Source organism: Zooshikella ganghwensis DSM 15267, from assembly GCF_000428585.1.
Lineage (GTDB): Bacteria > Pseudomonadota > Gammaproteobacteria > Pseudomonadales > Zooshikellaceae > Zooshikella > Zooshikella ganghwensis.
Genome location: NZ_AUAF01000028.1, coordinates 1 through 26,477, shown reverse-complemented (window position 1 = coordinate 26,477; position 26,477 = coordinate 1). Strand labels below are relative to the sequence as shown.

Below are 26,477 nucleotides of genomic sequence, written 5' to 3'. Positions count from 1 at the left end.
AAGTTACCATGTTGAAAATAAAACCGAAGCCTTTAATTTTATATAACCCTCTACCCTATAGCGGACCAAATTTTGATTGATAAGAAGCCAGTAGTTCCATCGCAATATCTAGATCATGTTTGACCTGCTTCAGTCTTTGCTTAGCCTCTATTTCCGCGGTGACATCACGCTGAATTCCAATGTAATACTGGAGTTGCTCTTCATTATCAAACACAGGTGTTAGTCGTAACTCATTCCAAAACATAGAGCCATCTTTACGATAATTTCGTAAAACCTGACAAGTTGATTGATTATTCCTGATAGCTTCTCTGACCTTTTCAATACCCTCTTGCTCACGGTCATTTCCCTGCAAAAAGCGACAGTCCTGGTATAAAATCTCATCTGCTGTATACCCTGTTAAACGTTCAAATGCAGGGTTCACATAAATCAAGATGCTCTCATCACCTTCTCGCTCAGCAACAACAACACCATCATTAGAAGCATTGACCAAACGTTCCATTAACTCCGCAGTTATCACAAGGCTTCTCCTTACACTCCTGGCAGTTTTATTTTTGATAATAACTATAACACTGGCTAACAACGTATCTCAGCCAAATTGCTGTCACTTAACCAGTTATCGCTAACCGGTTATGTTTTTATGAACAAATAGTAGCGCTAAGCCACTTTACAAACTTGTACAGCAAAACTATATTTGTACAAGAAAGTTTAAATAAACAAGCTGCGCAAGGAACCGTTTAATGAACTCATCAACCACTAACTCTGTATCCCCAATCCAAGTTGGTATCAGTGCTTGTTTGCTGGGTCACAAGGTACGTTTCAACGGCGGCCACAAGCGATCATCTTTCTGTTTAAATCAGCTCAGCCGTATATTTAACTATGTACCTATATGCCCCGAGGTTGGTATTGGAATGGGTGTACCCCGGGAACCTATTCGCTTAGTCGGTAACCCAGAACAACCTCGTGCCATTGGCTCTGTTAACCCTGACCTCGATGTCACAGAAGCCTTGCAGGAATATGGCGCCAAGCAAGCTAAACAGCTCCAGCATTTAAGTGGCTACATCTTGATGCAAAAGTCACCCAGCTGCGGTATGGAACGAGTCAAAGTTTACCAATCTAACGGCTACCCTCATCGTAATTCTGGTACAGGCCTTTATGCTCAGCAAATTATGAAACACCTTCCACTTATGCCTGTTGAAGAAGAAGGTCGCTTACATGATCCTATACTAAGAGAAAACTTTATTAACAGAGTGATCGCTTACCATAGCTGGCAGCAGCTAATGCAAGACCTGACACCTTCGGCACTGATTCAATTTCATACACGTTATAAATATTCAGTGCTAGCTCACTCACCTGAAGATTATTCACGTTTAGGTCAGCTGGTCGCTAATATTGACTCCTCTAATATTGCTGAAACCGCCAACACTTATCAGCATATCTTTATGAAAGCGTTGCAACAACGCGCTACGCGCAAAACACATTCAAATGTACTTATGCATATTTTAGGCTTCCTAAAACATGCTTTGCTACAAGCTGAACGTGGTGAAATCCTCTATATCATTCATCAATATCGTCAAGGATTCTTACCACTTATTGTTCCAATAACGCTACTTAAACACTTTATAAAACTGCATGGTAATACATTTATACAACAGCAGATGTACTTATCACCTTACCCCGATGAGCTAGGGTTAAGAAATGCTATTTAAAACCTTTTGCTGGCGATGCACATACCATAATGAACAAGCATTACCAATTTCGGGCTATATACGCCGCATTAAGTGCACGCTAAACTAGACGTCATATATTTTATACTCTATTGAAATAAAAATGACTGAATTAGTTGTTAATGAAAATACAGAAGGCTTAATTCCCATCCGGGAAGTGTCCAGGCTGACAGGAGTCAACGCTGTAACACTGCGTGCCTGGGAAAGACGCTATGGACTGATTACCCCTTACCGAACCGCTAAAGGGCATCGGCTTTATGACCAAGAGCATGTTACCCAAATAAAAAGTATTTTAGAGTGGATAAACCGCGGAGTGGCTGTCAGTAAAGTCAAAGCTTTACTCGCAAATGTAAACAACACTAAATCGCAAACTGCACCAGGTAGCAATGTTGATAACTGGCAAATAGCTCAAACTCAATTTATTAATGCCGTAAAAACCTTTAATGACGATAAATTGGATGATATTTATAATCAGGCACTTGCCATTTATCCTATTGATATAGTCAGTGAAAACCTAATAAAGCCTGTGATTATCCAGCTTAAAAAAAACTGGCAGGGACAATTTGGTCAAATAGCAGAACAGTGCTTTTTACTCACCCAGTTACGGGCAAAATTAACGACACGCCTGTATCACAATAATAAATCAACAACGGGTCCCAAAGTACTACTGACTCAGTTAGCGACAACAATACATACCGAGTTTGAAATCATTGACCTTTTACTCACAGCATTAGCGTTAAGTGCACACAACTATCATGTACAACTTCTCGCTGGCAAACTGCCTTATGATGAAGTCTCTCTTGCTGTTGAAAAACTGCAAAGCCAAGCCGTTATTATTTTCAGCCAATCGGCTTTCGAGCGACACGTTCTTCAAAAAGAATTGCAACATTTACAGCAATTACTAACAGTGCCACTGATCCTGACAGGACAGTGCACAATGATTCACGAGCAACAATTACATACCACCTCAACCATCACTGCGACTGATAATACAGACTTAATCAAGCAAATAAACACACACCTGAAGTAATTTAACACCGCCAATGCGTTGTAAGCTGGCTGGCTGAGCTCTTCCAAGGAAGGATTTATGGCGTGTTCAACAAGCGTTATACAGACTTTGAACAAAGCTACTTCAGAAAATGACTTTTTTAAAAATAACATTATTATGTGACAGCCCTGAGCCAGGATATGTGCTTTTAACAACGACAGTAAAAGCACAAAGACCCACTTTACCCAAAGTAATTGCACTATGTATTAAGTCTTTTTAGTAAAGGAAAATAGCAGTAATAAGGCAGTATCCTCAGAAGTTTAAGCCACCAGGTAAAACGTTTGGGAAAGGTTATTTCAAACCCAGACTTTGATAGTCCAGCAATAATGGCTTTAGCTGCATCGTCTGATGATATTAATGCGGGCATTTTAAAGGTGTTTTTGGCGGTCATAGGCGTTTCAACAAAACCTGGATTTATTACCCGCAACTGAATGCCTCGCTTCAAAAAACCTGACCTAAAACCTTCAGCAAGATTAATCAGCGCAGCCTTGCTTGCCCCATAGGCACCGGCTAACGGTAACCCCCGATAACCCGCAACACTGCCCGTAATTAATATTTGCTCCAAACCTTCGACTTTTTGTAATAGTGCTTCCAAACAGTTAATGGTAGACATAACGTTAACCGTAAATATGTGTTCACATGTCTGCGCATTAAAGTCACTCACGGTCATAGGCTGATAGACTCCAGCATTGAGGACACTGATGTTAACAGGACCAAGCTCTTTTTGAATTTCAGCAAGCGTATGATGGCAAGCTTCACGGTCAGTGGCATCAAGTGGGAATGCATGAATACTGCCTGGTAGCGATTGAGCCTGACTTTGTAATTCAGTCAACGCCTGCCCATTGCGAGCAGATACAGCGACATTGCCACCTTGCGCCGCCAGTTGCAACGCTAATGAACGACCAATACCACTGCTTGCTCCCACCAGCCAGAAGGACTTGCCACTGATATTCATATATCCACTCTCCTCAAACAATTAAGGCTGTGACACCAACCTATACATTTTGACTTGCTTTCTTTTACAAATCGACCTATATTTCTTATACAAAATAAATATTAGCGTACAACTTATTTCATTGCTAGTTGCACAATCTCATGAACCTAAAGACAAAGATGGTTTGCACGCTATGAATCAAGCTCAACATATTATTGTCATTGGTAGTGGTATAAGTGGACTTGCAGCTGCCTGGCTCTTAAGTCAACGTTATCGTGTGACGTTAATTGAAAAAAATGGTTACTTTGGTGGTCACACTAATACAATTGAGGTTGAGGAAGAAAATAAGCTACTTGCAATAGATACTGGCTTTATTGTTTACAACCAGCCAAATTACCCTCACCTTTCCCAACTATTTAACCATTTAGGCGTACACACCCAGCCCACCTCAATGAGCTTTGCCGCATCAATTAATGATGGTGAATTAGAATATGCTGGCACAAGTGTTAACACTCTATTTGGCCAGCGAAAGAACATTATTAGTCTTTCCTACTGGCGAATGCTGAGAGAAATAGTCAGGTTTAATCAACTCGCAAAACAAGATCTGAAAAAACAAATTCCAATTGATATTACCCTTGATGATTACCTCGAATATCATCAGTTTTCCTATCAACTGCAACAACAGTATTTACTTCCCATGGCCGCAGCTATCTGGTCTTGCCCTGATGAAACAATGCTACAGTTCCCTGCCTGCAGTTTTTTACAATTTTTTGCTAATCATGGCCTGCTCAATATTAATGACCGACCACAATGGCGCACTGTGACCCAAGGAAGTTACCAATATATCAAAGCATTATTACAAATCTTTAAAGGGGAATTACTGACCAATGAGCCGGCCACTCAAGTACACCGTCAAAAACTTCAAATTGTAGTCACAACCTCAAAACAGAAAATTAGCTGTGATCAGGTTGTGTTTGCCTGCCATGCAGACGAAGTATTACCTATCCTCAATAACCCTACGCCTGAAGAGCAACAAGTTTTATCTGCGTTCAGTTATCAAGAAAATGTTGCCTATCTGCATACTGACCAACACTTAATGCCTAAGCAGCAGCGAGTTTGGTCTTCGTGGAATTATTTAAAAAGCCAACAACATAATGTTGTTCAAAGCTCGGTTTCAGTAACTTACTGGATGAATTTACTGCAACAGCTTGAATGTAGAAAAAATTATTTTGTTTCATTAAACCCATTCACTCTTCCGAAAGACTCGCACATTATTCGTGAAATTACTTATCACCATCCCGTCTTTACGGTAAATGCCTTAAAAGCACAGCTGCTCATTCCCACACTCCAGGGTAAACAAAATACCTGGTTTTGTGGTAGTTACTGTGGTTATGGTTTTCATGAAGATGGTTTACAGTCAGCTATAGCCGTTGCAAATCAATTAAACTGTTCTGCACCTTGGGAGCAGTCACAAAGTGTGAAACAGCAATGAATAGTAATCCTGCTTTATTGCTCTTTAAAAGCAATGTTATGCATCAGCGTTTTTTACCTGTGAATTATAAATTTAATTATTCTGTGTTTAACATTGCTGTTGATGTATTGCAATTAGAAAAAGCCCATTCTCAATGTCGTTTCTTTTCAATAGACAGGTTTAATTTATTCAGTTTTTATCCAAAAGATGTTGGACCGCGTGATGGCTCAAATTTAGCAGCTTGGATCAAAACACTTTTACACAAGCATCAGTTATTTTTCAAACCTCACCGTATTATATTATTGTGCTTTCCAAGAGTTTTAGGTTATAGCTTTAACCCGTTAGCTAATTGGTATTGTTTTGATGAACAGAATAATTTGAGAGCTATTGTACTAGAAGTGAGCAATACCTTTAACGAAAACCATTGTTATGTAATATCTCCCAAACATGATAACTTTAAATCCACAATATCTGCTAAAAGGGCCAAAGACTTTCATGTGTCACCTTTCCTGGCAATGGACATGCACTATGAATTTCGCTTAAGCCCCTTTAATGACAAACTTTTCACAATCATTAAAACTTATCAGCATCAAACTCTTATGTTGTTGGCGACCCAACACAGCCATCGCATTCCAGCAAACAATAAACAGCTTATTAAATTATTTTTATCCATCCCTCTTATGACCTGGAAAGTTATCACAATGATTCACTGGCATGCCTTGAAATTATGGTTACGAAAAGTGCCCATATTTACTCATCCCAAGCAGCAAAAAAAAGGTGTTTCGCATGGCTGAGCAGCAAACATTAGTCACATCCAGCCGCCCACATCACACAACCCGATGGTGGCTAATACCCATTATAAAAACCTTTAACCAAACCCAATTTGGTAGCCTCCATCTGAAAATGGGTGAGCATAATTTTCATTTCAAGGGTTCAAAAGCAGGGCCTTCCGCAAATATGGAAGTACAATCACCACTAAAATTTCTTTGGCACTTATTTTGGCGGGGTGATGTAGGTTTTGCTGAAAGCTATATTAAAAATCATTGGCAAACCGCTGATTTAGGCAAAGTACTTACTTTTTTCGCACTTAATGAACCTTATTATCAAGCGTTAGGAAAAAAATTCAACATTATTAAATGGTTACATACTATACGTCACCTATCTCATAAAAACACAGTAAAAGGAAGTAAACGTAATATTGCCGCTCACTATGATATTAGTAATTCGTTTTACATACAGTGGCTGGATAAAAGTATGACTTACTCTAGCGCTATTTATGGTGAAGGTGTTTCCCAATATGATTTGACATTATTCGAAGCTCAGCAACGAAAATATCAACGGCTATTGGACATGCTTAACCCAAACCCCGGTCAACACATTCTGGAAATTGGCTGTGGGTGGGGAGGATTTGCCGAGCAAGCAGCACTGTACGGCCTACAAGTTACTGGGATAACGCTTTCTAAAGAACAACTTCAGTACACAAAGCAACGTTTAAAAAATGCAGGCTTAAGTCATCTTACCTCTTTTCATTTCTGTGATTACCGAGAATTATCTAATCAGTACGATCATATTATCTCTATTGAAATGCTTGAAGCAGTGGGTCGTGAATGGTGGCCAACCTACTTTCAGAAACTAAAGCATTGCTTAAAACCCGGTGGAAAAGCAGTTATTCAAGTGATTACCATTGATGAAGCCGTTTTTTCACACTACGAAAAAAACCCGGATTTTATTCAGCTCTATATTTTTCCAGGGGGGATGTTACCCACTCTGTCACATTTAAAGCAACTTGCTGAACAGTTTGAATTTGAAATTGAAGACTGCCTGCTATTTGGCGCTGATTATGCAAAAACACTTCGCTGCTGGTCTGATAATTTTCACCAACAAAAAGATGAATTAAAAGCTTTGGGATATGATGATCATTTCCAAAGGACTTGGAAGTACTATTTACATTACTGCGAAGCAGGCTTCAACATAAATAAAATTAATGTCGTGCAGTTAACATTAAGCCACTAATGAGCCAGAACGAGTGTTTATCATTCAACAACTTTACAGTCCTTGAATAGACCGTAAACCTTTTACTGAAAAAAGCCAGAAACAAAAAAACCGACTACATTGAGTCGGTTTTTTGGGCGGTAAACAATTCTTCAAAAGCCAAGGTTCATCAACTCGCTGCTTATAAGCAGCTCAATCAATGAACTCTTGATAATATGGCGTCCCCTAGGGGACTCGAACCCCTGTTACTGCCGTGAAAGGGCAGTGTCCTAGGCCACTAGACGAAGGGGACGCAACAATATAAAACGTTAGAAATTGGAGCGGGAAACGAGACTCGAACTCGCGACCCCAACCTTGGCAAGGTTGTGCTCTACCAACTGAGCTATTCCCGCATAATATGGCGTCCCCTAGGGGACTCGAACCCCTGTTACTGCCGTGAAAGGGCAGTGTCCTAGGCCACTAGACGAAGGGGACGCAACAATACAAAACGTTAGAAATTGGAGCGGGAAACGAGACTCGAACTCGCGACCCCAACCTTGGCAAGGTTGTGCTCTACCAACTGAGCTATTCCCGCATAAATATGGCGTCCCCTAGGGGACTCGAACCCCTGTTACTGCCGTGAAAGGGCAGTGTCCTAGGCCACTAGACGAAGGGGACGTAAACCTTCGATTTTGGTGGAGCTAAGCGGGATCGAACCGCTGACCTCTACAATGCCATTGTAGCGCTCTCCCAGCTGAGCTATAGCCCCACATAGAAGCAAAAATACTTCTTAAATATCCAATCTAACTTTTCTAACTTCACTTTGCAGCGTCAACAACATAATGACCTCAACTTAAGCTTTTTTGCTCGTTGCTGATCATCAGCTGCCAAAATACTTGGACTACCTGTTTCAGTGGCGTTACCCCCGAAACGTGGTGCGCATTCTATGGCGCTTGCTGTGTGCTGTCAAGCATTTAGCTGCGATTTAACTTAAGTAAACAACATCCGATGTATATTGCTCTACTGTTTCTGGGATACCACGCTACTATCATGATCATTAAGCCCAGGATAAGCCCTTCAGCGTTAAGGGCTTACCCTGCAAACCTTAGACTAGAATAATTATTCAGCCACCGCTCTATCTTCCAACATTTTAGTCAGCAGTTGCTGATAATCCTTTTCCAAACGTTTACCTGCTTTCTTGGAAAAACCTCCTAACACAGTGACCGCATGACGCAATCTGGCACGGGTTATATCAGCGCCTAAAATCGCCATCGCATCAAATACTGAAACGGATGAAGGTGAGCCAGTGACCGCCACAAACAAGGGGAACAAAAAGTCCTTTAGCTTAATATCCATGGCTTTACTTATTGCTTTGATTTCAGCAAATAGCTTGTCTTTTTCCCAGTTACGCACTGTTTCTAACCGCCAGAGAACAAACTGTAGAATCCGTTTGATGGCTTCTTCATCTAACTGTTTATGGCTGAATTGCTCAGGCTGAACATCAAGCAATCCGGCAAAAAAGAAGCTTCCCAGTGAAGCAGCATCAGATAAGCGTTCCACCCGGGTTTGCAGCAACGGGGCAATCTGCATCATGTAGTCAGTATTGACTGCCCACGTTTGCATTCTTTTTGCAAAATCTTCAACTGAAAGTTCACGCAACCATTGGCCATTCAACCAGCTTAGTTTTTCCTGATCGAAAATGGGTCCACCCAGTGATACTCGTGAGATATTAAAGTTTTCAATCATTTCAGCAAGCGTAAACTTTTCACGCTCGTCAGGCATCGACCAGCCCATGCGCCCTAAGTAGTTCAACAGCGCTTCTGGCAAAAAGCCCATACGTTGATAATACGTAATACAGGTTGGGTTTTTTCGCTTACTCAATTTACTTTTATCAGGATTTCGCAGCAAAGGCATATGACACAAGGTAGGCATATCCCAGCCAAAATACTGATATAACAAAATATGTTTAGGCGCAGAGTTAATCCACTCTTCACCGCGAATAACATGAGTGATACCCATTAAGTGATCATCAACCACATTGGCTAAATGGTAGGTAGGCATACCATCTGCTTTCAGCAGCACCTGCATATCCACCTGACTCCAATTAATATCAATGGGATCACGAAGCATATCAGGCACTTGGCAAACACCTTCTTCAGGTATTTTCATTCGAATAACATGGGGTTCACCTGCAGCCAGCCGCTGCTCGACTTCCTCTTTTGAAAGCTTTAACCCACGGCCATCGTATTTAGGTGTTTCTCCCCGCTCGATCTGCTGCTGACGCATTTCATCCAGCTCTTCGGCGGTAGCAAAGCAATAAAAGGCGTGACCATCAGCAACTAGTTGCTCTGCATACTTACCATAAATCTCCATCCGCTCACTTTGGCGATAAGGTCCAGCACCACCTGCCACATCTGGCCCTTCATCCCACTGCAAGCCCAGCCAGCGTAGTGATTCCAAAATCATTCGTTCTGATTCAGGAGTACTCCGTGCCTGATCAGTATCCTCAATACGAAGAATAAACTGACCACCATGTTGACGGGCAAAACAGTAGTTAAATAGAGCAATATAGGCCGTACCCACATGAGGATCACCTGTGGGTGATGGAGCTATTCGCGTACGGACAGTCATAGATTCTTTGATTACCTAATCAGTTGAGTGTCTAAAGGAGAGGGATTATACGAAAACTGGCACAGTTAAAACCAGTCATTAACGAAAAACAAAACACGACTGTTACGCCAAAATTACAGAACCAATAAATAAAACTGAGTATTCAAACTTGCAAAGCACTACAAATGAAGTTTTATTGACAAACTACTCAAGCCTTGCTTTGCTAGAGCTTAGCACGCAACATTACGACAAAGTACATTGTGTGCCGTGCTCCCACAAGGAGCCATTAAGCACCGCATTACCCATGCCGTGTTCACACTGAATTAAAAATAACATGCTGCTTTTCACAATGACGTGAGCTAGCAACCACACTAGAAGTGGTCAAAGGGAAAGCACACCTGCTCTCGGCAGATGACACTTTACGCTAAGCAGACAAAGCAATTAGCACTAACAATAACAACAAAACAAACACCAAATTTGCAGTGATCCTGCAAGAGGAGAAAAGCAAAATGACTCAACTAATTAATGTCCTTAAGCCCTCTTTACTCATATACCTAGCCAACAATCTTAGTTTAAAAGCCACTAATAGCTTTACACCTCCCCCTCAGCACCATTACCGCATCTCATAGTTTCCTCAAGACTAATACCAATGCGGCAAAATAAAGAGCATGTGCTTATAGCGCTTTAGGTGACATTTAACGCCTGAATTGACTCATATTTTAAGCCCCTAGCGCTCAACAATAATAAAACATCAAGGTCAACGGATGGCCTATACCCCCTCTGAGGGGATGAGGAGCAAGCTTATGAACTTGGCTGACGTCAATCTCGACGACAAGTATACCCGTGCTTCGGGCACCATCCATGTCAATGGTGCACAAGCCGTGACTCGGCTATTGATGCTGCAGCAACAGCATGACCAGGCACGAAGCTTACACACCGCTGGCTTTGTTTCCGGTTATCGTGGTTCCCCTCTGGGTGGACTGGATAAAACATTTTGGCAGGCAAAAAAACACCTTAAAGCACACCATATTAGCTTCCAACCAGGTATTAACGAAGATTTAGGTGCTACTGCAGTATGGGGCAGTCAACAGGTAGGGTTATTTCCTGGCGCTCAATATCAAGGTGTGTTTGGCTTATGGTATGGCAAAGGCCCTGGTGTTGACCGCACGGGTGATGTATTTAAACATGCCAATGCAGCAGGCTCATCCCCGCTGGGTGGTGTCCTGGCATTGGCAGGCGATGACCACGCGTGTAAGTCCTCAACACTTCCTCACCAAAGTGACTATGCCTTTGTCGATGCCATGATTCCGGTACTCTACCCTGGCAACTTGCAGGAGCTTATAGATTATGGGCTATTTGGCTATGGCCTTTCCCGATTCAGTGGTTGCTGGGTGGGAGTAAAAGCATTAGCTGACATCATGGATTCAACGATGGCTGTTAGTATTGATAACCAGCCCCTTGATCTCAGCCCTCCTCCAGACTTTATCCTGCCTGAAAATGGGCTGAATATCCGCTGGCCTGACCCTCCAGCACAACAGGAAGCTCGACTTCATGATTTTAAACTTCCGGCCATCCATGCCTTTGTTTACCACCACCAACTTGACCAAGTAAAGCTCAAACCAACCCACCTCCCTACTCTGGGCATTGTCACTTCTGGCAAAAGCTACTACGACACATTGCAGGCCTTAGAGTTACTAGGTATCACCCAGCAAGAAGCCGCCGCTGCTGGGATTGGTATTTACAAAGCTGGCTTAGTTTGGCCACTGGAACCCACGCGAATAACTGCGTTTGCAAAGCAGTATCCCCGCATTTGGGTGGTTGAAGAAAAACGTCCCTTGTTGGAAGACCAGCTTCGACAACTGCTTTATCACCTCCCAGATACTCAGCGCCCCCAAATCATGGGTAAAACCTCGCCTCTGAGCGCCTCTACTGGCTTGACCGGTAAGCTAGAGTTGAGTGCGGGCATAATCGCTCAAGCATTAGGCCAGTCATTAATCACCTGTTTACCCCAGCACAGTGCACTTAAGCGAAGACTTGCGTATCTCCAGCAAGCCCCCAATCAAGAAGCAGCAACGCCCTCAGCACAAAGAGCACCACACTATTGCTCAGGCTGCCCACACAATACATCAACCAAAGTCCCTGAGGGCAGCCGTGCTACAGGAGGAATTGGCTGTCACTATATGGTGACATGGATGGACCGCAACACCGATACCTTCACCCAAATGGGAGGCGAAGGTGTTACCTGGATTGGTCAAGCTCCCTTTACTGAAACCTCACACATTTTTCAGAATCTGGGCGATGGCACTTACTATCACTCTGGTATTCTTGCCATTCGTGCGGCAGTTGCAGCCAAGGTCAACATTACCTTTAAGATTCTTTATAACGATGCTGTCGCCATGACAGGTGGACAGCCTGTTGATGGTCCTCTCAGTGTGGGTCAAATCACCCAGCAAGTAGCAGCAGAAGGCGTCACCAAAACGGTGGTGGTCACAGATACCCCCGAAGCCTACCAAAACCCTAAAGACTTTGCTCCAGGGGTTGAGGTGTTTAACCGTGATGCATTGGATCATGTGCAAAAGGTACTGCGAGAAACGGAAGGTACCACTGTGCTCATCTATGCCCAGACCTGTGCCGCTGAAAAGCGTCGTCGTAGAAAACGAAATGCTTTTCCTGATCCCGCCAAACGACTGGTTATTCACCCTGAAGTCTGTGAAGGATGTGGCGACTGTGGTCAACAAAGTGGCTGTTTGTCGATCCAACCGAAAATGACGCCCCTAGGTCGCAAACGCGCTATTGATCAGTCCAGCTGCAATAAAGACTACAGCTGCAACCAGGGATTTTGCCCAAGCTTCGTCACAGTAAAAGGTGGTCAATTACGTAAAGGCCAACAAATTAATACCGACTGGTCAGCGTCATTACCCGAACCTACACCATTACCGCTCGACCAACCTTATAACATCCTCGTGACCGGGATTGGTGGTACAGGTGTTGTCACTATAGGTGCTTTACTAGGGATGGCAGCCCACCTTGAAGGCAAAGGCTTCTCTGTGCTTGATCAGACTGGGTTAGCCCAAAAGTACGGCGGTGTCACTAGCCATATTCGTATCGCCCCTCATCAACACCAGATCAATAGTGTCCGCACGCCCAGCAAAAGTACAGACCTGCTGCTTGCCTGTGATCTGATGGTGGCAGCACAACAGGATGTGTTGGAAAAGCTCCATATCAAAACCGCAGGTGTCATCAATAATTATTTGACGATGCCTGCAGCTTTCACCCGTGATGCAGACTTCAACCTCCCCTCTACTGAACTACTTAGCCAAGTCCAACAGGCTTTAGCACCTGACCAGCAGTGGGCTATTGATGCACACACGGTTGCCAGCAAACTGTTAGGTGATGCCATTGCCTGCAATCTATTTATAGTGGGTGTTGCTTACCAGCATGGTTTACTACCTGTTTCTGCCGATGCCATAAACAAAGCCATTGAATTAAACAATGTTGCTGTCACTCTCAATCAGCAAGCCTTTTTATGGGGAAGGCGCTATGCCCAATGTCCTGAAGAGGTTATGCAAAAGCTCTCTGAGACGAACGATGCACAGGAACAGGCAACGCCTATTCAGTTAATCAGCGATCTGAACACAATCATTGCTGAACAGCGAAAGCGACTGATCGCCTATCAAAACCAACGTTATGCAAACCGTTTTGAACAGCTTGTGCGACGTGTACAACAGCGAGAGGATGCGCTTAAGTGTGGTGATCAACTCAGTCGGCAAATCGCTTTGAGTTATGCCCACTTGCTGGCTTACAAGGATGAGTATGAAGTAGCCCGCCTGTTTAGTTTGCCAAGCTTTCAGGAATACCTGGACGCACAGTTCACTGGACACTACAAACTGGAGTTTAATCTAGCGCCGCCCTTGTTTAATCGACGTGATCCGTTCACGGGATTACCACGAAAGCGTGCTTATAGTGGCTGGCTTAAGTCCGCCTTCAAACTTCTTCAGCATGGTAAGCACCTGCGTGGAACCCCCTTTGACCCCTTTAGCTGGACCAAAGACCGCCGTTTTGAGCGCCAACTTATTCAACAGTTTGAGCATTCTGTCAGCCTAATCATCACCCACCTCACAAGCCAAAACTATGCTACTGCATTGAAGTGGGCGGCTCTTATCCCGCAAATCCGAGGCTACGGTCATATCAAAATGGCAAACTATCAACGGGTTGCTAACACGCTGACTAGCTTACTAGAAACATTCACTACGCCATCAATGATAGATATCAGCCAGCAACCAGTTTCACCGACCCAAAAGCCTGCTCAGCAGGAAAAGGCCGTTAACTTCTACGAAGTTAGAACTTAAACCATTTAAAGCGTAAAGCAGTCAAATGAAAAAGTCGCACTATAAAACAATAACAAGATGCACTTGCTAACAGAGGAAGGATCAACATGAGCATTTTTTCTCACCATGAATACGATCAACACGAAAACGTGCTGTTTTGTCATGACCCAATTTCAGGTCTGAAAGCAATTATTGCCATTCATAACACGGAGTTAGGACCAGCTTTGGGTGGTTGTCGAATGTGGCCTTATGCCACTGATGATGATGCTCTCTATGATGTGCTTAGGTTGTCACGAGGCATGACCTATAAATCAGCATTGGCAGGCTTGCCACTGGGTGGTGGTAAGTCTGTCATTATTGGTGACCCACACCAGGACAAAAGTCCTGAGTTATTCATGGCGATGGCAGAATTTATTAATCGACTGGGAGGCTGCTATATTAGCGCTGAAGATGCGGGTACCAGTGTTGAAGATCTAAAAATAATGGCACAAACCACCAGCCATGTAGTGGGTATTGCGCCTAAAAAGGACTTACAAGGCAATATTAAAAGTGGTGATCCATCACCGATGACAGCCTATGGTGTTTATGTTGGTCTCAGTACCAGCGCCAGATACTACCTTGACCGCTCTGACCTGGCAGGTTTACGGGTTGCAATCCAGGGGCTTGGGCATGTTGGCTATCGACTGGCAGAATATTTACATAAAGCTGGCGCCAAACTTTGGGTAACCGATATACAATCCGAACAAGTTGAGCGTGCCCAGGATGAGCTTAATGCGATAGCCGTTGAGCCTGATGCTATTTACAGCCAAACGGTTGATGTTTTTGCTCCTTGTGCACTGGGTGCTGTACTCAATGACAGAACCATCCCGCTTTTGAAAGCCTCTGTTATCGCGGGAGCAGCCAATAATCAGCTGCAGGATGAATTACACGGCGATAAACTGCGTCATCATGGCATTTTGTATGCGCCTGACTATGTAATAAATGCGGGAGGGATTATCGATGTCGCCCACGAGCGAACAGGTTATGATCACCTGCAAGTCAAGCAGCACGTGGAAGGCATTGGCGATACACTGCTGGAAATATTTCAGCGTGCAGATAGCGAGCAAGCATCAACAAATAGCGTTGCCAACCAAATGGCTGAAGAGCGGTTTAGAAGCTGCCCTATAAAACCACAAAAGCTGGCCTCGTAGCGCTCTTGATGGCAAATCATATGATGACCAAATATTGCTGCTGATCTTTTTGCAACTAAACACACTTCCAAGGATGGAAATTAATGTTCAACAAACAACCATTAACCGCCGCAATACTCGCCACGGCACTTGCCATTGCCGGTTGCAGTCAAACGCCTACTCATCAGCAAACGCTTCCCGAAACTATCAAAAAGAACCCTTTGGCTGAAGCCATTATCCAAGATACCAATACCTTAGTCGCTATCCCCAGCTACCGTAGTGAAGGTCGCTCAAGTGAAGAAGTCCAACAGTCTTTTAACAAAATCAAAGCGGTGCTTGACCAGCGCATTTCAACCTTTAATCAACAACAGCAACACCTGAAAATCAGAGATTTTGAGTGGCGGAAAAATCGCCCCGATCAGCCTAACGACCCTTATCGTTTATTTGGCTATCGGTTAGGCAATGGCACAGAGAAACTATCCTTTATCACTCACCTCGATACTGTGGCACCTGGAGGTATGGACTGGCAACCCTTTCAACCCCGTATTGAGCAACGTGAACTTCAGCAAACCAAGCAGCCTTTTCTGGTGGGTCGTGGGGCAGTGGACAACAAAGGTCCAGCAATGGCCACACTCAATATCCTGCAACAGCTTGCAAGAGACTATGATGCAACGCCAGAGGCTTTAAATAACATCACCTTGGAAGTATGGTTTGATACTTCTGAAGAAACGGATATGGCAACGCCGAAGTTCTTGGCAGAAAACCCACAAGCGGTACCTGACCTGGGAATCGTGTTTGATGCCTCATGGTGTATCCGCGCAGAGAAAGGTATCGAACGCCCTCAGTTCTTTACAGCACTGGGTGAAACACCCAAGCAAGGTATTTGGATACACAGCATCAACACACCAAAAGACAGTCCAACCAACCAGATACCAAGCGAGGCAGTCGTCCTTCTTCAAGCAGAAAACCCTACCCTGCTGGATGATCTTGCTGACCAAATACAGTCAGATTACCAGCACTATACTTTTGACGACCCAGATTACCGCCGGGCTCCTATGACTATCAGTCGAGTCAGCCCCACACAGCTTAAGCTCACAACCTCAGTGATTGGCGCTCAACACGGCTCAGTGCCCCACGCTAACCGAGAGGATGGCGCCAACCCTCTGGTTGCCATCACAAATTTCCTAGCTCACCTGACCGATAATGGTACGTTGCAACAAAACGGCCTCAGTCAGCTTAGCCAGTTTGTAGCCTGGACCTGGGGTACCAAAGTGTTTGGTGAACACCACCCCGCGCTACTGCAAAAACAGGATAAAGTCTTCACCACAGGAACCACTTACGCTATTACCCGATTACAGACCGACTTAACACACAACAAGGCTACATTAGCCGTTGATATTCGTTATGCCGCAAACCACCAAGACAAACCCTGGGATGGTAAAACATTTGGCCTATTACCCGGCAAGAGTCGTTTTCAGTCTGTTTTTACGCAACTAACGCAAGCCTTTAATCAGCAGCATCGAGACGCAAAAATTAGCTTTAGTACAAGCACCAAGGTAACCCCTGATATTCGAGACACTGAAAGCCCCAACTTTCAGTTTGTGAATAATGCCTACCGTAAAGTAATGGGAGAAGACTGCCCTGCTCAAGCCATTGGTGGTGGGACAGACGCCAAAGGATATTTACCCCTTATCGCAGCAGGACCTATGCTAGGCCGGATTGCAGGACCACCTGTTAACTATCACGGCATTAATGAAGCAGTACCCTTGGCAATGTTATTAAAAAGCACGGAAATATTATACGAGCTGGCTAAAGAAAAAATATTGGCTAGTCAATCACAAGAAAAGCCAACACAGTTAACAAAAAAGAATGCTGCGACAAAGATGTGACATTTATTACATCTAACGAATACACAGTAGATGTAATGAAGTGTTACTTAAAAAAGGACCTATTTAAAACAAACATTGTTAACAGGCTGTTGTTATACCAATAAAATATGATCACAATCACGTGAGTATCGTAACAGGCAACAACAGTTGGTTAACATTTTTAACACTAAAGTTGCAAATTAGTATCACAATAACCATTTAAAAATTTAACAAAAAACTTATAATGAAACTCGAATTAGCTCATTGCAGGGCTATTTCGGCTTGTAAATCTTCTTTTCCCTAATGCATTTTGCCCGTCTTTACGGGCATTTTTTTTGGGCATCATTCAATGGTGCACCTGACTTTTAAGTGACTTTGTCGTCTTTTACATTAAAAAAGCCCATAATAAATATGAGCTTTTTATTTTTCATACAAACAGCTAATTTAAATACCGCGCCTCATCCGCAAAAACTTTGTGACACATTTCCGGTAATTTTACTTTTTGCCAAAACGGTTTTCCTTTCTTTTTCGTTTTTTTCTGGGCAACCACTTTTTTAGCCTTCTGAGCTTTGGCATGTTGCTGTGCTGTCACGGTCAACCACCACTTGAGTGACTTTTTATCACAGCCATTACCAGCAGGAATTGGTTTTTGTGGTCGACAAAATGGGCTTTCCGAAGGACATTTCAAACGCACATGAAAATGATCATCATGCCCCCACCACGGACGTATTTTACGTAACCAGATGTCATCCTGCTTGTTTTTTCTAAATGTACATAAACGTTTTTTAATCAATGGGGCAACAAATATACGCTCAACACGACCATCTTGTGCCGCTAACTGTAAGGCAGAATCATGTTTTGGTGTCCAACGAGAGGTATCCAGTGCATAGCGCTTCTTTTGAATAACAGAAAAAGCACTCAATGCTTCTCGCTGATAGAGATCCAAGTGATGTTTTTTATCCAGTGTAAACCAGATATCGACATCCAACCCATTCTGGTGGCTTCGATGCCCACCCTCCATGGGGCCTCCCCGCGCCATCGCCAGATCCCCTACCAACAGCGTACCTAGTTGCCTATCCGCTATCTTCCCACCCAAGTCATTGATATAGCGGATTAGCTCAGGATGCCCATAGAAACGCGCTCGAGATAAACGCATCACCTGAAACCCTTTACCATTGGGTGGTAGCGATTCGCCTCCCGCTAAGCAGCCTGCAGCATAAGAACCAATCGCCATTGATTTTCCGGTGTTGGGCACCGTTAGCGATAGCCAGGGAGCAGAAGGTTTACTGGCAGCAAAGGCCGATACCGTAATAAGGCTACATGACAACAGCAATGAAGGTATACCAAACAACTTAACCGACATAATACACTCACGACACAATGATAGACGCTCAATGATAGGAGTAACCCATCGCGAACGCATAAACCCTATTCACAAGTATGGCAAATACTGACTGAATGTGTTGCCTAATCAAACTTTAAACAAGATTTTTTTTTGATATAAGCAATACATAATTAGACCAATAAGCAACACATGAGTAATTGCAAAGCTTAACGAGCCTAACCACGGTCCTGCCCAGTTAGCAAAAACTTCATTAAATAACCAGTCATATGCTGTTTGCCCTTGGCTATCGGTTATACGAATGCTATAGAGTACTCTCACCCACAAATCGGCGATGATATACGCCAATAACGGATTACAACCAAAAGCCAGCACTGGCGAAAGCAGTTTGGGTGTCTTCGACATAGGGAATACACTGATTAATATTGCCAACACAATAAAAGCCCACCCACTGCTTAACATTACAAAGCTTGGTGTCCATAACGATTTATTTATTGGCAAACCCATTGCGCTAAAGCCATAAGCTGCAATAATCAAGGCGCACCCTACCCCAGCCATCCTTAACCCTATATACCGCATATTGACCTTTTGTGGCTGGGCAGCATACTGGTCCTGATAAATCACATCTTTTAACCATAAGCCTGCAACATACCCTAATAACGTGGTGGTCAAGGCTGGCCAAGTACTTAGAATCCCTTCTGGGTCAAACGCTAACCCATGACCCTGCCACATGTGATTTGCACCTAATAACCATAAATCTAACTGGCGAACCATATTATTTTGTATGCTTAATGGCTCATCACCTGTCGCACCTAACAATAAAACAGCCCAATAAGTCACCCAGTTAATAATAATAAAAGTCATTAATTGACGTCGGCTTAGCGTATTAACCAGTAATGCCACAATGCAATATACTAATGCAATTCGCTGTAGTACCCCCATAACACGCCAGTGCCCTATTGCATCCAGAGTGTAAGGAAAGCCATTAAGCATAAAACCAATTAAAAAAATCAAACCACCACGGCGAATTATTTTCTTTTTTCTATCCTCACCAGAGTATTGCTGCAATGAATAAGCCATTGCCAGGCCAACAATAAACAGAAAAAAAGGAAACACTAAATCTACCGGTGTCCAACCGTGCCACTGGGCATGCTTTAATGCCGGAAATACATAATCCCAACTGCCAGGGGTATTCCCTAAAATCATAAAGATTACAGCAGCTCCCCGAAAGATATCTATGGCTAACAGTCGATTTGTCATTATCATTATCATTATCTTCAATTCCTTGAATACCTAAACAAGTATGGTGAGTAGTACATTTACAGGGTAAAAATACCACCTACCAACAAAGCACTATAGTACTCAATCTTTAACATAAAGATTAATAGCTAACTGTGGTGTAACGCCGCAGGATGAGTTTCAGCTAACTAAATAGGCATTAGCCTAAGGCTTGTAAATAAAAGCCCAACTGTTTAGCTGCTTTGTAAAAGCCGTGAAAAAGACTTAGAAAAATAAATAATATGTTGCTCCACTTGCCCCTGTGGCTCAACATGACTGATAAAATAGCCTTGCTTAAGTAGTAAGCGCAGCATTTTGGGAAAGCAGTTTCTCGATTTTACTTCCAGTACACTATAACCTTGATTTAATGCCCAGGCCTCTTGCTGGACAAGTAAGTCAGTGCCAATACCTAGCTCACGATAAGCGGGAATCACCCCCTCTAGCCAACTGTAAAAACGATCATCATCAAGGGCATAACCTAATTTAAACGCAACAGGTCGCTCACCATACCAGGCAATCAATAATGAATACGCCTTGTTTGCCACACGCTGAGCCAATACTTCAATAGAGTAGTCTCGCTCAAACTCAGGCAATTGTGAAATAACCTGCATCGCTTCGTTCCAGTTGCCCTGTGTTATACGATAATTCGACTGCACGTCACTCTCCAAACCAACAGTACATATACTCACAACGAAGGGTATAGCATCAATAACGACTTATTTTATCGATCGCTATTAATCTCAGTTATAAATGAGATAAAACAGATATAAACCCAGTATCGGGAGACTGAGTAAGCCACTAATACAACTATAACTCAAAGTTATAATGCTACGTTTAATGTACATCTCTCAGGGTATATTTTGTAATTGAGAAATAAGCCACACATAAAATCATGAGTTATACGCAATGGATCGTTAAACTGCATAGATTCTGTTCAGCATACATCTGAAAGAAAATAGACAACAATGCATCATGAGGTTAGACAGAGAATGAAAGGATTGCTAACAGTATCACGGTCTGCTGTAGTACTAAGCTGCACACTCTCCCTATTAACAGGCTGCCTGGTTGACCAGACTAAACCTTATCAGAATGCTCAAGCACCAGAAATCGCCGCAATTCAAGATAGTGCTCAACTCGCAACACTCAAAAAGCAGGCTTTATTGGTTGAAGCCCAACAAGATACCATGCATAAAATCAGTGGTACGTGGCAGGATGGTGACTCTTTCTCAACATACGACGCCTTCCTTGAACAAGGTCAGCTGCGCTTTATTCAAGAGCACCGTAAAGATGGACGACGTGCTGAAGGCAGCCACAAGTATTATTTTTCTCAGGGTCGATTATTTCACTACACTGAAAAAAGTACCCACAAAGTACTTAATAATGATGGTCCCATCAGCATTGAGCTTCACGAGACAAAACTGTTTTTTAATCCACAAGGTCAACAACTATACGGACAACAGTGGAAAAACATGAAACCTCAAGGTGTAACCCAACAGGTTATTAGTGACATTAAGCAACATGTTGAGCACTTACAAACCATCATTCGTAAAATGAGCAGTTAAAATAATTGTTTTTTTAAGAAGAAAGGTCAATAAATGATGGGTTAATAACAGAGGTTAAAAACCTCTGTTTTAAAACCATTTTTTAGCTATTTTTATTGGCTGGCAGCATCTTCACGCATCCGTTTGGCAATATAACGACCACCAAACACCACAATGGCACATACACCTACAACCACTAGCACACTCGCTACAACTGATGCGTCAACATACATGATTTATTACCCCATCACTTTATACCCTTTGGGTATATAACCAGAAAATGTTCTTTTTGAGGGGCGTAGGATACCCAATCACCTGATACAGGGCAATCATCACCGCCATAGCAGCCTATGCGGTCCAACTGCCTACTCAGCAATCACATTTGGCTTTCTGTATAAAGGACTCGCCTCTATCTGGCTGTCTATTGATTGCAATAGCTGCTTGAAGCCCTCACTTTGGGTATCCTTAAATTCAGCTTCAAACTGCTTTGTTGACATCCCTTCAGGTAACTTTTTAAACGCAGGCACCAGCATGGCCTCATCAACAGAAACCGCCAACATAGCTTGTAATTGTTTAGCCAAAGTCTCTGATTTAGTTGCTTGGCGAGCAAAGCGAATGCCAGCACGATCTGCAGCTAAATCATAAAAACTAAAACCAGACCCGTTTCGTGAATCGTCTAGTTCTTTTAATAAACCAACACTATCTGTCAGCCTGTCTCCCATATAGAGAGACATAGCGGCAGATAGCACAAAGTGTCTGGCTAAGTCTTTTCTTTTATTCAGGTAAAAGCGTTTACGCTGCTTAAGCAAAGCCTTAGGCACCTTGTAGTCAGATAAGTCTAAATTGGAGTGATAAAGCGCTAACGCCGTCAGTAATGCCCGGTTTTCGTCGACGGCTGACTCACCCGTTTGTGTGCGTTGTTGCGCTAACTGGAATAGTTGCTGAAATAATTTGGGTAACGGCTCTCTTTTTACTTTACTTTGCTCAGCGTATTTATGAGCTGCAACTAAATACATTGTGATACGTTGCTGATCAGCAGGGGAAAACAAAAAATCTTTGCCTTGTTTATTGAGGGCAGAAACCATTCTTTCAGACCAGTGATAAGCTAGCACCACTCTTTGGGGCGCAATGCGAACACGCTCAATACTCTGATACATTTGCCATACAGGCTCTAACCGAGCAATTTGCTGGGTGTTCTCAATCGCTAGATTAACAAGCCATTCAGGCAATACTTGATCTGCTAGCTGCACTTCTAGTAACTCAGGCTTGTTACCTCTGATACCCACTAGCGATGTTACATTCAAGTAACGTGGGCCTACCTGTACAGAGGAGCGAATAAGAGCTTTTTGCTCCATGAGTTCAATATCTACACCTTTTACATGCCACTGAGGGTACTTTTGAACCAATGTCACAAAGAGCTGCTTGAGGTCAGCCTCCGTTGCTTCAATCTCATAAACCCCTTCCGCTGGAAGAAAGGTCGGTGTGTGCCTCTCCAGTAGATGTTGTAAGGGAGCTGGCTCTGCAGTCATCGCCACTCTCGGTTCACCGTCAGTCAACCAGAAGGCAACTCCCAGTAATAACGAAACAGTACCTGCCAACATAATTAACAATCGTTTCATTGCCACCTACTACTTCTCTAAGGATATAACAACCTTGCACTTCTATCCGGGGATACAGCTTCAGCCTGCGATAAAATTCAGCTGTGCCCCAATAATGTGATTGTTATGCAACCTCTTACTAATACCAATACTACGCAGCCTATTACTTAGACTTCTCGCTACCTACTCATGGCAAGACCAGCTTTAGCTACATGCTATGTAAAGCAGCCATTACCCTCATTACTATGAGTATTAAGGTTGGCTATTTTGTGGAAACCACTGTTTATGGTTCCTATATACCACCAAAGTAATTTGAATATTCAAATAGTCTGAACTAACTCCCGACCCAAAAACATTGATCTCTCAGGGTGTATAGTTAACTTTAGTAACAGACGACATTTTTTCCCTGTTATACCTGACAAATGAATAGCGGGCCATCACTTAATACTGTTGATGCCAACTAGCCTATAGTTTTCATTAATCATTAGCATTGCTTAATACAATTAGCCTGATAACGGAAACTATGGTGCAATTCATCTTAAGAAACAGCAGCAATAACAGCTTCAAACTGTTTGCCATCCAGCAAAGGTAATCATAAATTCTTTATTGAGGGCTTTAACATGCAACGAATTACTATTTTTGGACGCGAGGGATGTGGTTTTTGCCGAAGAGCCAAACAACTGTGTGAAGATAAACAGTTAGACTTTAATTACATTGATATTCATGTAGAGAATATTACAAAGGCTGATTTAGAAAAAACGATTGGTAAACCGGTAGAAACCGTACCCCAAATATTCCATGGAAAAGAATATATTGGTGGCTGTCAAGAGTTCGAAGTATTTTTACAGCAGGCTGAGGCTCATTAATTCACCCAAAGCTATTGCAAACGAATTAAGGTCTCATTTTTAATTAGCCTACTCGTTTCTACCTTTATAAAATTGAACATCCACTTGCCATTTATTTTAAGACAAGTGGGTCCCCCTCTTGTCTCAAATCTCTTAGCAGCATAAGATGTGTACCGGGAAGTTTACGCCTACTGACGTATCCTTTTTGGATAGCCTTTTAATGATTAATCAAGCCCATTTTAATCTGGTATATATAACCAAAGCGGAGAATATAGCGTATATACCCTCCGATGTAGGTGTAAAATACCCCAAATGCCACTTGTTTATTTATGCGTAAAAACTAAAACAGCATTTGCAGCTCGGGGGTTCAACTGAGTTAATTCTGTTGCAAATGCAATAACAACTGCCCTCAATGAAGGCTATAAAATACATAAACAACTCAGGGAATAAAAATGAATTGGCAAATGTTTACGCGCTTTCAACGCAAAAAAACAATGAATTATAAACTCATCATTAGTAGTTTGACACTCTCAGCAGCATCTATTATTAACATTAATACCTGGGCTACTACTGAACAGTTTATTTTTGAGGGAGATCGTAGTCTTCCTGTTGAAGCTTCCAAAGCAATGGTGGTCACAAGCCATACATTAGCTACCAAGGTCGCTGTCGAAGTACTTAAAGAAGGCGGTAATGCCATTGATGCCGCAGTAACCGCTGCCTTTGCTCTGGCTGTTACTCAGCCCCGATCAGGCAATATCGGTGGTGGCGGCTTTATGCTTATTTCCAAAGAACAGGATAAGCTAGTCGAATCCATTGATTACCGTGAAAAAGCACCCGCCGCAGCAACGCCAACAATGTTTCAAGACAAAGCTGGCAATGTTGTACAAAACCGTAGCCGTTTTACCCATAAAGCCGCAGGTGTACCAGGGACTGTTGCAGGGCTGTTAAAGGCCTTAGAACGACACGGTACTATTTCTCGTGAACGGGCACTGGCACCTGCCATTGCACTGGCCGAAAAAGGCTTTAAAGTACCCCCTCGCTTTACCAAAGGTACTCAAGATGCAGAAAAAATGCTAAAAAAATGGCCTGCTTCGTTGAAAACTTTTTATAAAGCCGACGGCTCTCCCTATCAGCCGGGTGAAATTTTTGTTCAAAAAGACCTGGCAGAAACCCTAAAACGCATTGCCAAACAAGGTATGGCTGGCTTTTATGAAGGCAAGACAGCAGATTTGATTGTTGAAGAAATGAAGCGTCATGATGGTTTAATAACTCATGAAGACTTAAAAAACTACCAACCTGCCATTCGTAAACCTGTACATGGAACTTACCGTGGCTATGATATTTATTCCATGCCAACGCCAAGCTCTGGTGGTATTCACATCGTCCAGATTTTAAATATTCTGGAAGGTTATCCTATTGGTTCTTATGGCTTAAACTCTGCAAAAACGATTCATTTAATGGCAGAAGCCATGAAGCGCGCTTATGCTGATCGTGCCACTTACTTAGGTGATAGCGACTTTGTAAATGTACCAAGCAAAGGATTAATCGATAAAGAATACGCAAAAACTTTGCGCCAGCAAATTTCACAGGATAAAGCAACTCCAAGCAAACAAGTTAAGCCTGGGAACCCTCCTGGTTATGAAAGCAACGAAACCACACACTTTTCAATCGTTGATAAGTGGGGTAATGCCGTTGCTAATACTTACACGATTAACTTTAGTTACGGCTCTGGTATTGTCGTGGATGGTGCGGGCTTTTTACTTAATAATGAAATGGATGACTTTAGCGCCAAAACAGGTGAACCTAATGCTTATGGCTTAATTGGCAGTGATGCCAATAAAGTAGAGCCTAACAAACGCATGCTCAGCTCTATGTCACCTACCATTGTGAAAAAGGATGGTAAAAACTTTTTAATCACAGGCAGCCCAGGTGGTTCTCGAATTATAACAACTACCCTGCAGGTAATTATGAATGTCATAGACCATAAATTAAATGTCCAAACGGCTGTCAACTCACCACGTATTCACCATCAGTGGTTACCCGATGAAATTCGTGTAGAACAAGGCATTAGCCCTGATACCGTTAAACTGCTTGAGTCAATGGGGCATACCGTCTCAGAGAAACCCGCAATGGGCGCAATACAAAGTATCTTAGTAGGACCAGACGGTACGCTTTATGGTGCAGCAGATCCACGACGCAGTACCTCTTCAGCTATGGGACTTTAATATCCTTAGTACCCTTTTAGCCTTTCATATAACCATAATGATTCGTGAAGGATATAGTGTTATTTTTTTACCAGGGGAGCAAAGCACCCCTTTTTTCTATTTATTAATACTAATTTTTACAGTCAATGTACAAACTGATGATAAGGAATAACATCTGTTCTTGGGTAAACATCTTTAATCTGAGTATTTTCTATCGGAATCTTTTCGACCCAACGATATAGTACATTAAATTTTTCTGACTTGGGCTTAGAAGGTGTCTTAAAAATCAAAATTTAAGCAACTCTTTTGACTAAAATATGCAGCATAGCAATGTGAATCATTGCCTCACTATTTCTCGTTAAAACTTCATAATCTTTAGAATGACGCCTATAGTTGATTAACCATGAAAAAGTACGCTCAACAACCCAGCGTTTTTTTACAACATTAAACCCTTTACCCGCTTTTTCAACGACCTCAAGTATTATGCTACGAGTGATTTCATGGGACTCTTTTACCCATTCAACGACTGGATTACCTGAATAACCG

Annotated in this window: 19 protein-coding genes and 6 tRNA genes; 11 read left to right on the top strand and 14 right to left on the bottom strand. The window is 42.7% G+C overall.

From position 1 onward, the window contains the following. Window positions 1–55: 55 nt before the first annotated feature. Window positions 56–517: a PAS domain-containing protein gene (locus F607_RS0108725; RefSeq protein ID WP_027707787.1), complete on the bottom strand. Its 462-nt coding sequence runs from the start codon at window positions 515–517 to the stop codon at window positions 56–58. Window positions 518–737: 220 nt separating this feature from the next. Here F607_RS0108725 and F607_RS0108720 point away from each other — a divergent pair, with 220 nt between their 5' ends. Then, window positions 738–1,706 (top strand): YbgA family protein, encoded by a 969-nt coding sequence (locus F607_RS0108720; RefSeq protein ID WP_027707786.1) that lies wholly within the window; start codon window positions 738–740, stop codon window positions 1,704–1,706. Window positions 1,707–1,827: 121 nt separating this feature from the next. Next, window positions 1,828–2,754: a MerR family transcriptional regulator gene (locus F607_RS28805; RefSeq protein WP_051311167.1), complete on the top strand. Its 927-nt coding sequence runs from the start codon at window positions 1,828–1,830 to the stop codon at window positions 2,752–2,754. Window positions 2,755–2,971: 217 nt separating this feature from the next. Here the strand turns inward: F607_RS28805 and F607_RS0108710 are convergent, their stop codons facing one another. After that, window positions 2,972–3,727 (bottom strand): SDR family NAD(P)-dependent oxidoreductase, encoded by a 756-nt coding sequence (locus F607_RS0108710; RefSeq protein WP_027707785.1) that lies wholly within the window; start codon window positions 3,725–3,727, stop codon window positions 2,972–2,974. A 172-nt stretch (window positions 3,728–3,899) separates the two neighbouring features. Between F607_RS0108710 and F607_RS0108705 the strand changes: the two genes are divergently transcribed. From F607_RS0108705 to F607_RS28795, 3 genes are read left to right on the top strand one after another with little or no spacing between them, the layout of a single operon-like run. Next, window positions 3,900–5,198: an NAD(P)/FAD-dependent oxidoreductase gene (locus tag F607_RS0108705; RefSeq protein ID WP_038290697.1), complete on the top strand. Its 1,299-nt coding sequence runs from the start codon at window positions 3,900–3,902 to the stop codon at window positions 5,196–5,198. Continuing rightward, window positions 5,195–5,971: a DUF1365 domain-containing protein gene (locus F607_RS28800; RefSeq protein WP_051311166.1), complete on the top strand. Its 777-nt coding sequence runs from the start codon at window positions 5,195–5,197 to the stop codon at window positions 5,969–5,971. Before F607_RS0108705 ends, F607_RS28800 begins: the two co-directional genes overlap by 4 nt. Then, window positions 5,964–7,190, top strand: coding sequence for an SAM-dependent methyltransferase (locus F607_RS28795; RefSeq protein WP_051311164.1), 1,227 nt, complete (start codon window positions 5,964–5,966; stop codon window positions 7,188–7,190). The genes F607_RS28800 and F607_RS28795 overlap by 8 nt, the downstream gene beginning before the upstream one ends. A gap of 195 nt (window positions 7,191–7,385) precedes the next feature. Here F607_RS28795 and F607_RS0108690 read toward each other — a convergent pair. The 7 genes from F607_RS0108690 to gltX form a co-directional block, all read right to left on the bottom strand. Further along, window positions 7,386–7,461 (bottom strand) — tRNA-Glu (locus F607_RS0108690). Window positions 7,462–7,485: 24 nt separating this feature from the next. After that, window positions 7,486–7,561 (bottom strand) — tRNA-Gly (locus tag F607_RS0108685). Window positions 7,562–7,567: 6 nt separating this feature from the next. Continuing rightward, window positions 7,568–7,643, bottom strand: a tRNA-Glu gene (locus tag F607_RS0108680). Window positions 7,644–7,667: 24 nt separating this feature from the next. Continuing rightward, window positions 7,668–7,743: transfer RNA gene (locus F607_RS0108675), tRNA-Gly, on the bottom strand. Between the two features lie 7 nt (window positions 7,744–7,750). Next, window positions 7,751–7,826 (bottom strand) — tRNA-Glu (locus F607_RS0108670). A 15-nt stretch (window positions 7,827–7,841) separates the two neighbouring features. Further along, window positions 7,842–7,917, bottom strand: a tRNA-Ala gene (locus F607_RS0108665). A gap of 350 nt (window positions 7,918–8,267) precedes the next feature. Then, window positions 8,268–9,779, bottom strand: a complete 1,512-nt coding sequence (gene gltX / locus F607_RS28790; protein WP_038290695.1) for a glutamate--tRNA ligase — start codon at window positions 9,777–9,779, stop codon at window positions 8,268–8,270. Window positions 9,780–10,561: 782 nt separating this feature from the next. Between gltX and F607_RS28785 the strand changes: the two genes are divergently transcribed. The 3 genes from F607_RS28785 to F607_RS28780 all read left to right on the top strand — a co-directional run bounded on the left by F607_RS28785 (window position 10,562) and on the right by F607_RS28780 (window position 17,144). Continuing rightward, window positions 10,562–14,107 carry an indolepyruvate ferredoxin oxidoreductase family protein gene (locus F607_RS28785; RefSeq protein WP_169719776.1) on the top strand — a complete coding sequence of 1,182 codons (3,546 nt, stop codon included), beginning with the start codon at window positions 10,562–10,564 and terminating at the stop codon, window positions 14,105–14,107. An 86-nt stretch (window positions 14,108–14,193) separates the two neighbouring features. Beyond that, complete coding sequence (locus tag F607_RS0108650) at window positions 14,194–15,276, top strand: Glu/Leu/Phe/Val dehydrogenase dimerization domain-containing protein (RefSeq protein ID WP_027707783.1); 1,083 nt, start codon at window positions 14,194–14,196, stop codon at window positions 15,274–15,276. An 83-nt stretch (window positions 15,277–15,359) separates the two neighbouring features. Next, window positions 15,360–17,144 (top strand): M20/M25/M40 family metallo-hydrolase, encoded by a 1,785-nt coding sequence (locus tag F607_RS28780; RefSeq protein ID WP_051311161.1) that lies wholly within the window; start codon window positions 15,360–15,362, stop codon window positions 17,142–17,144. Window positions 17,145–17,562: 418 nt separating this feature from the next. On the opposite strand, the gene mepA is transcribed toward F607_RS28780, so the two are convergent. From mepA to F607_RS0108630, 3 genes are all read right to left on the bottom strand, one after another. After that, window positions 17,563–18,546, bottom strand: a complete 984-nt coding sequence (gene mepA, locus F607_RS28775) for a penicillin-insensitive murein endopeptidase (protein WP_051311159.1) — start codon at window positions 18,544–18,546, stop codon at window positions 17,563–17,565. A gap of 48 nt (window positions 18,547–18,594) precedes the next feature. Further along, the gene (locus tag F607_RS0108635; protein ID WP_038290710.1) at window positions 18,595–19,725 is read right to left on the bottom strand and encodes an acyltransferase family protein; all 1,131 of its coding nucleotides are present in this window, start codon (window positions 19,723–19,725) and stop codon (window positions 18,595–18,597) included. A gap of 212 nt (window positions 19,726–19,937) precedes the next feature. Next, window positions 19,938–20,399 carry a GNAT family N-acetyltransferase gene (locus F607_RS0108630; RefSeq protein ID WP_157365409.1) on the bottom strand — a complete coding sequence of 154 codons (462 nt, stop codon included), beginning with the start codon at window positions 20,397–20,399 and terminating at the stop codon, window positions 19,938–19,940. Window positions 20,400–20,732: 333 nt separating this feature from the next. Between F607_RS0108630 and F607_RS0108625 the strand changes: the two genes are divergently transcribed. Further along, complete coding sequence (locus tag F607_RS0108625) at window positions 20,733–21,305, top strand: hypothetical protein (RefSeq protein WP_027707780.1); 573 nt, start codon at window positions 20,733–20,735, stop codon at window positions 21,303–21,305. A gap of 344 nt (window positions 21,306–21,649) precedes the next feature. On the opposite strand, the gene F607_RS0108615 is transcribed toward F607_RS0108625, so the two are convergent. Beyond that, window positions 21,650–22,903 carry a YfiM family lipoprotein gene (locus F607_RS0108615; protein WP_027707779.1) on the bottom strand — a complete coding sequence of 418 codons (1,254 nt, stop codon included), beginning with the start codon at window positions 22,901–22,903 and terminating at the stop codon, window positions 21,650–21,652. A 599-nt stretch (window positions 22,904–23,502) separates the two neighbouring features. Between F607_RS0108615 and F607_RS0108610 the strand changes: the two genes are divergently transcribed. Further along, window positions 23,503–23,748: a GrxA family glutaredoxin gene (locus tag F607_RS0108610; protein ID WP_027707778.1), complete on the top strand. Its 246-nt coding sequence runs from the start codon at window positions 23,503–23,505 to the stop codon at window positions 23,746–23,748. Window positions 23,749–24,179: 431 nt separating this feature from the next. Next, entirely contained in the window at window positions 24,180–25,952 is a 1,773-nt protein-coding gene (ggt, locus tag F607_RS0108605) for a gamma-glutamyltransferase (RefSeq protein ID WP_230400379.1), read from the top strand. A gap of 272 nt (window positions 25,953–26,224) precedes the next feature. Here ggt and F607_RS0108600 read toward each other — a convergent pair. Next, window positions 26,225–26,477 (bottom strand): transposase (locus F607_RS0108600; protein WP_027707776.1); only part of this gene is annotated, 253 nt, incomplete at its 5' end.

Excerpts from the sequence above, each read along its gene's own strand:
- F607_RS0108720 (WP_027707786.1), top strand. The coding sequence starts at position 738 with ATGAACTCATCAACCACTAACTCTGTATCCCCAATCCAAGTTGGTATC.
- F607_RS28805 (WP_051311167.1), top strand. The coding sequence starts at position 1,828 with ATGACTGAATTAGTTGTTAATGAAAATACAGAAGGCTTAATTCCCATC.
- F607_RS0108710 (WP_027707785.1), bottom strand. The coding sequence starts at position 3,727 with ATGAATATCAGTGGCAAGTCCTTCTGGCTGGTGGGAGCAAGCAGTGGT.
- F607_RS0108705 (WP_038290697.1), top strand. The coding sequence starts at position 3,900 with ATGAATCAAGCTCAACATATTATTGTCATTGGTAGTGGTATAAGTGGA.
- F607_RS28800 (WP_051311166.1), top strand. The coding sequence starts at position 5,195 with ATGAATAGTAATCCTGCTTTATTGCTCTTTAAAAGCAATGTTATGCAT.
- F607_RS28795 (WP_051311164.1), top strand. The coding sequence starts at position 5,964 with ATGGCTGAGCAGCAAACATTAGTCACATCCAGCCGCCCACATCACACA.
- gltX (WP_038290695.1), bottom strand. The coding sequence starts at position 9,779 with ATGACTGTCCGTACGCGAATAGCTCCATCACCCACAGGTGATCCTCAT.
- F607_RS28785 (WP_169719776.1), top strand. The coding sequence starts at position 10,562 with ATGAACTTGGCTGACGTCAATCTCGACGACAAGTATACCCGTGCTTCG.
- F607_RS0108650 (WP_027707783.1), top strand. The coding sequence starts at position 14,194 with ATGAGCATTTTTTCTCACCATGAATACGATCAACACGAAAACGTGCTG.
- F607_RS28780 (WP_051311161.1), top strand. The coding sequence starts at position 15,360 with ATGTTCAACAAACAACCATTAACCGCCGCAATACTCGCCACGGCACTT.
- mepA (WP_051311159.1), bottom strand. The coding sequence starts at position 18,546 with ATGCGTTCGCGATGGGTTACTCCTATCATTGAGCGTCTATCATTGTGT.
- F607_RS0108635 (WP_038290710.1), bottom strand. The coding sequence starts at position 19,725 with ATGACAAATCGACTGTTAGCCATAGATATCTTTCGGGGAGCTGCTGTA.
- F607_RS0108625 (WP_027707780.1), top strand. The coding sequence starts at position 20,733 with ATGAAAGGATTGCTAACAGTATCACGGTCTGCTGTAGTACTAAGCTGC.
- F607_RS0108615 (WP_027707779.1), bottom strand. The coding sequence starts at position 22,903 with ATGAAACGATTGTTAATTATGTTGGCAGGTACTGTTTCGTTATTACTG.
- F607_RS0108610 (WP_027707778.1), top strand. The coding sequence starts at position 23,503 with ATGCAACGAATTACTATTTTTGGACGCGAGGGATGTGGTTTTTGCCGA.
- ggt (WP_230400379.1), top strand. The coding sequence starts at position 24,180 with ATGAATTGGCAAATGTTTACGCGCTTTCAACGCAAAAAAACAATGAAT.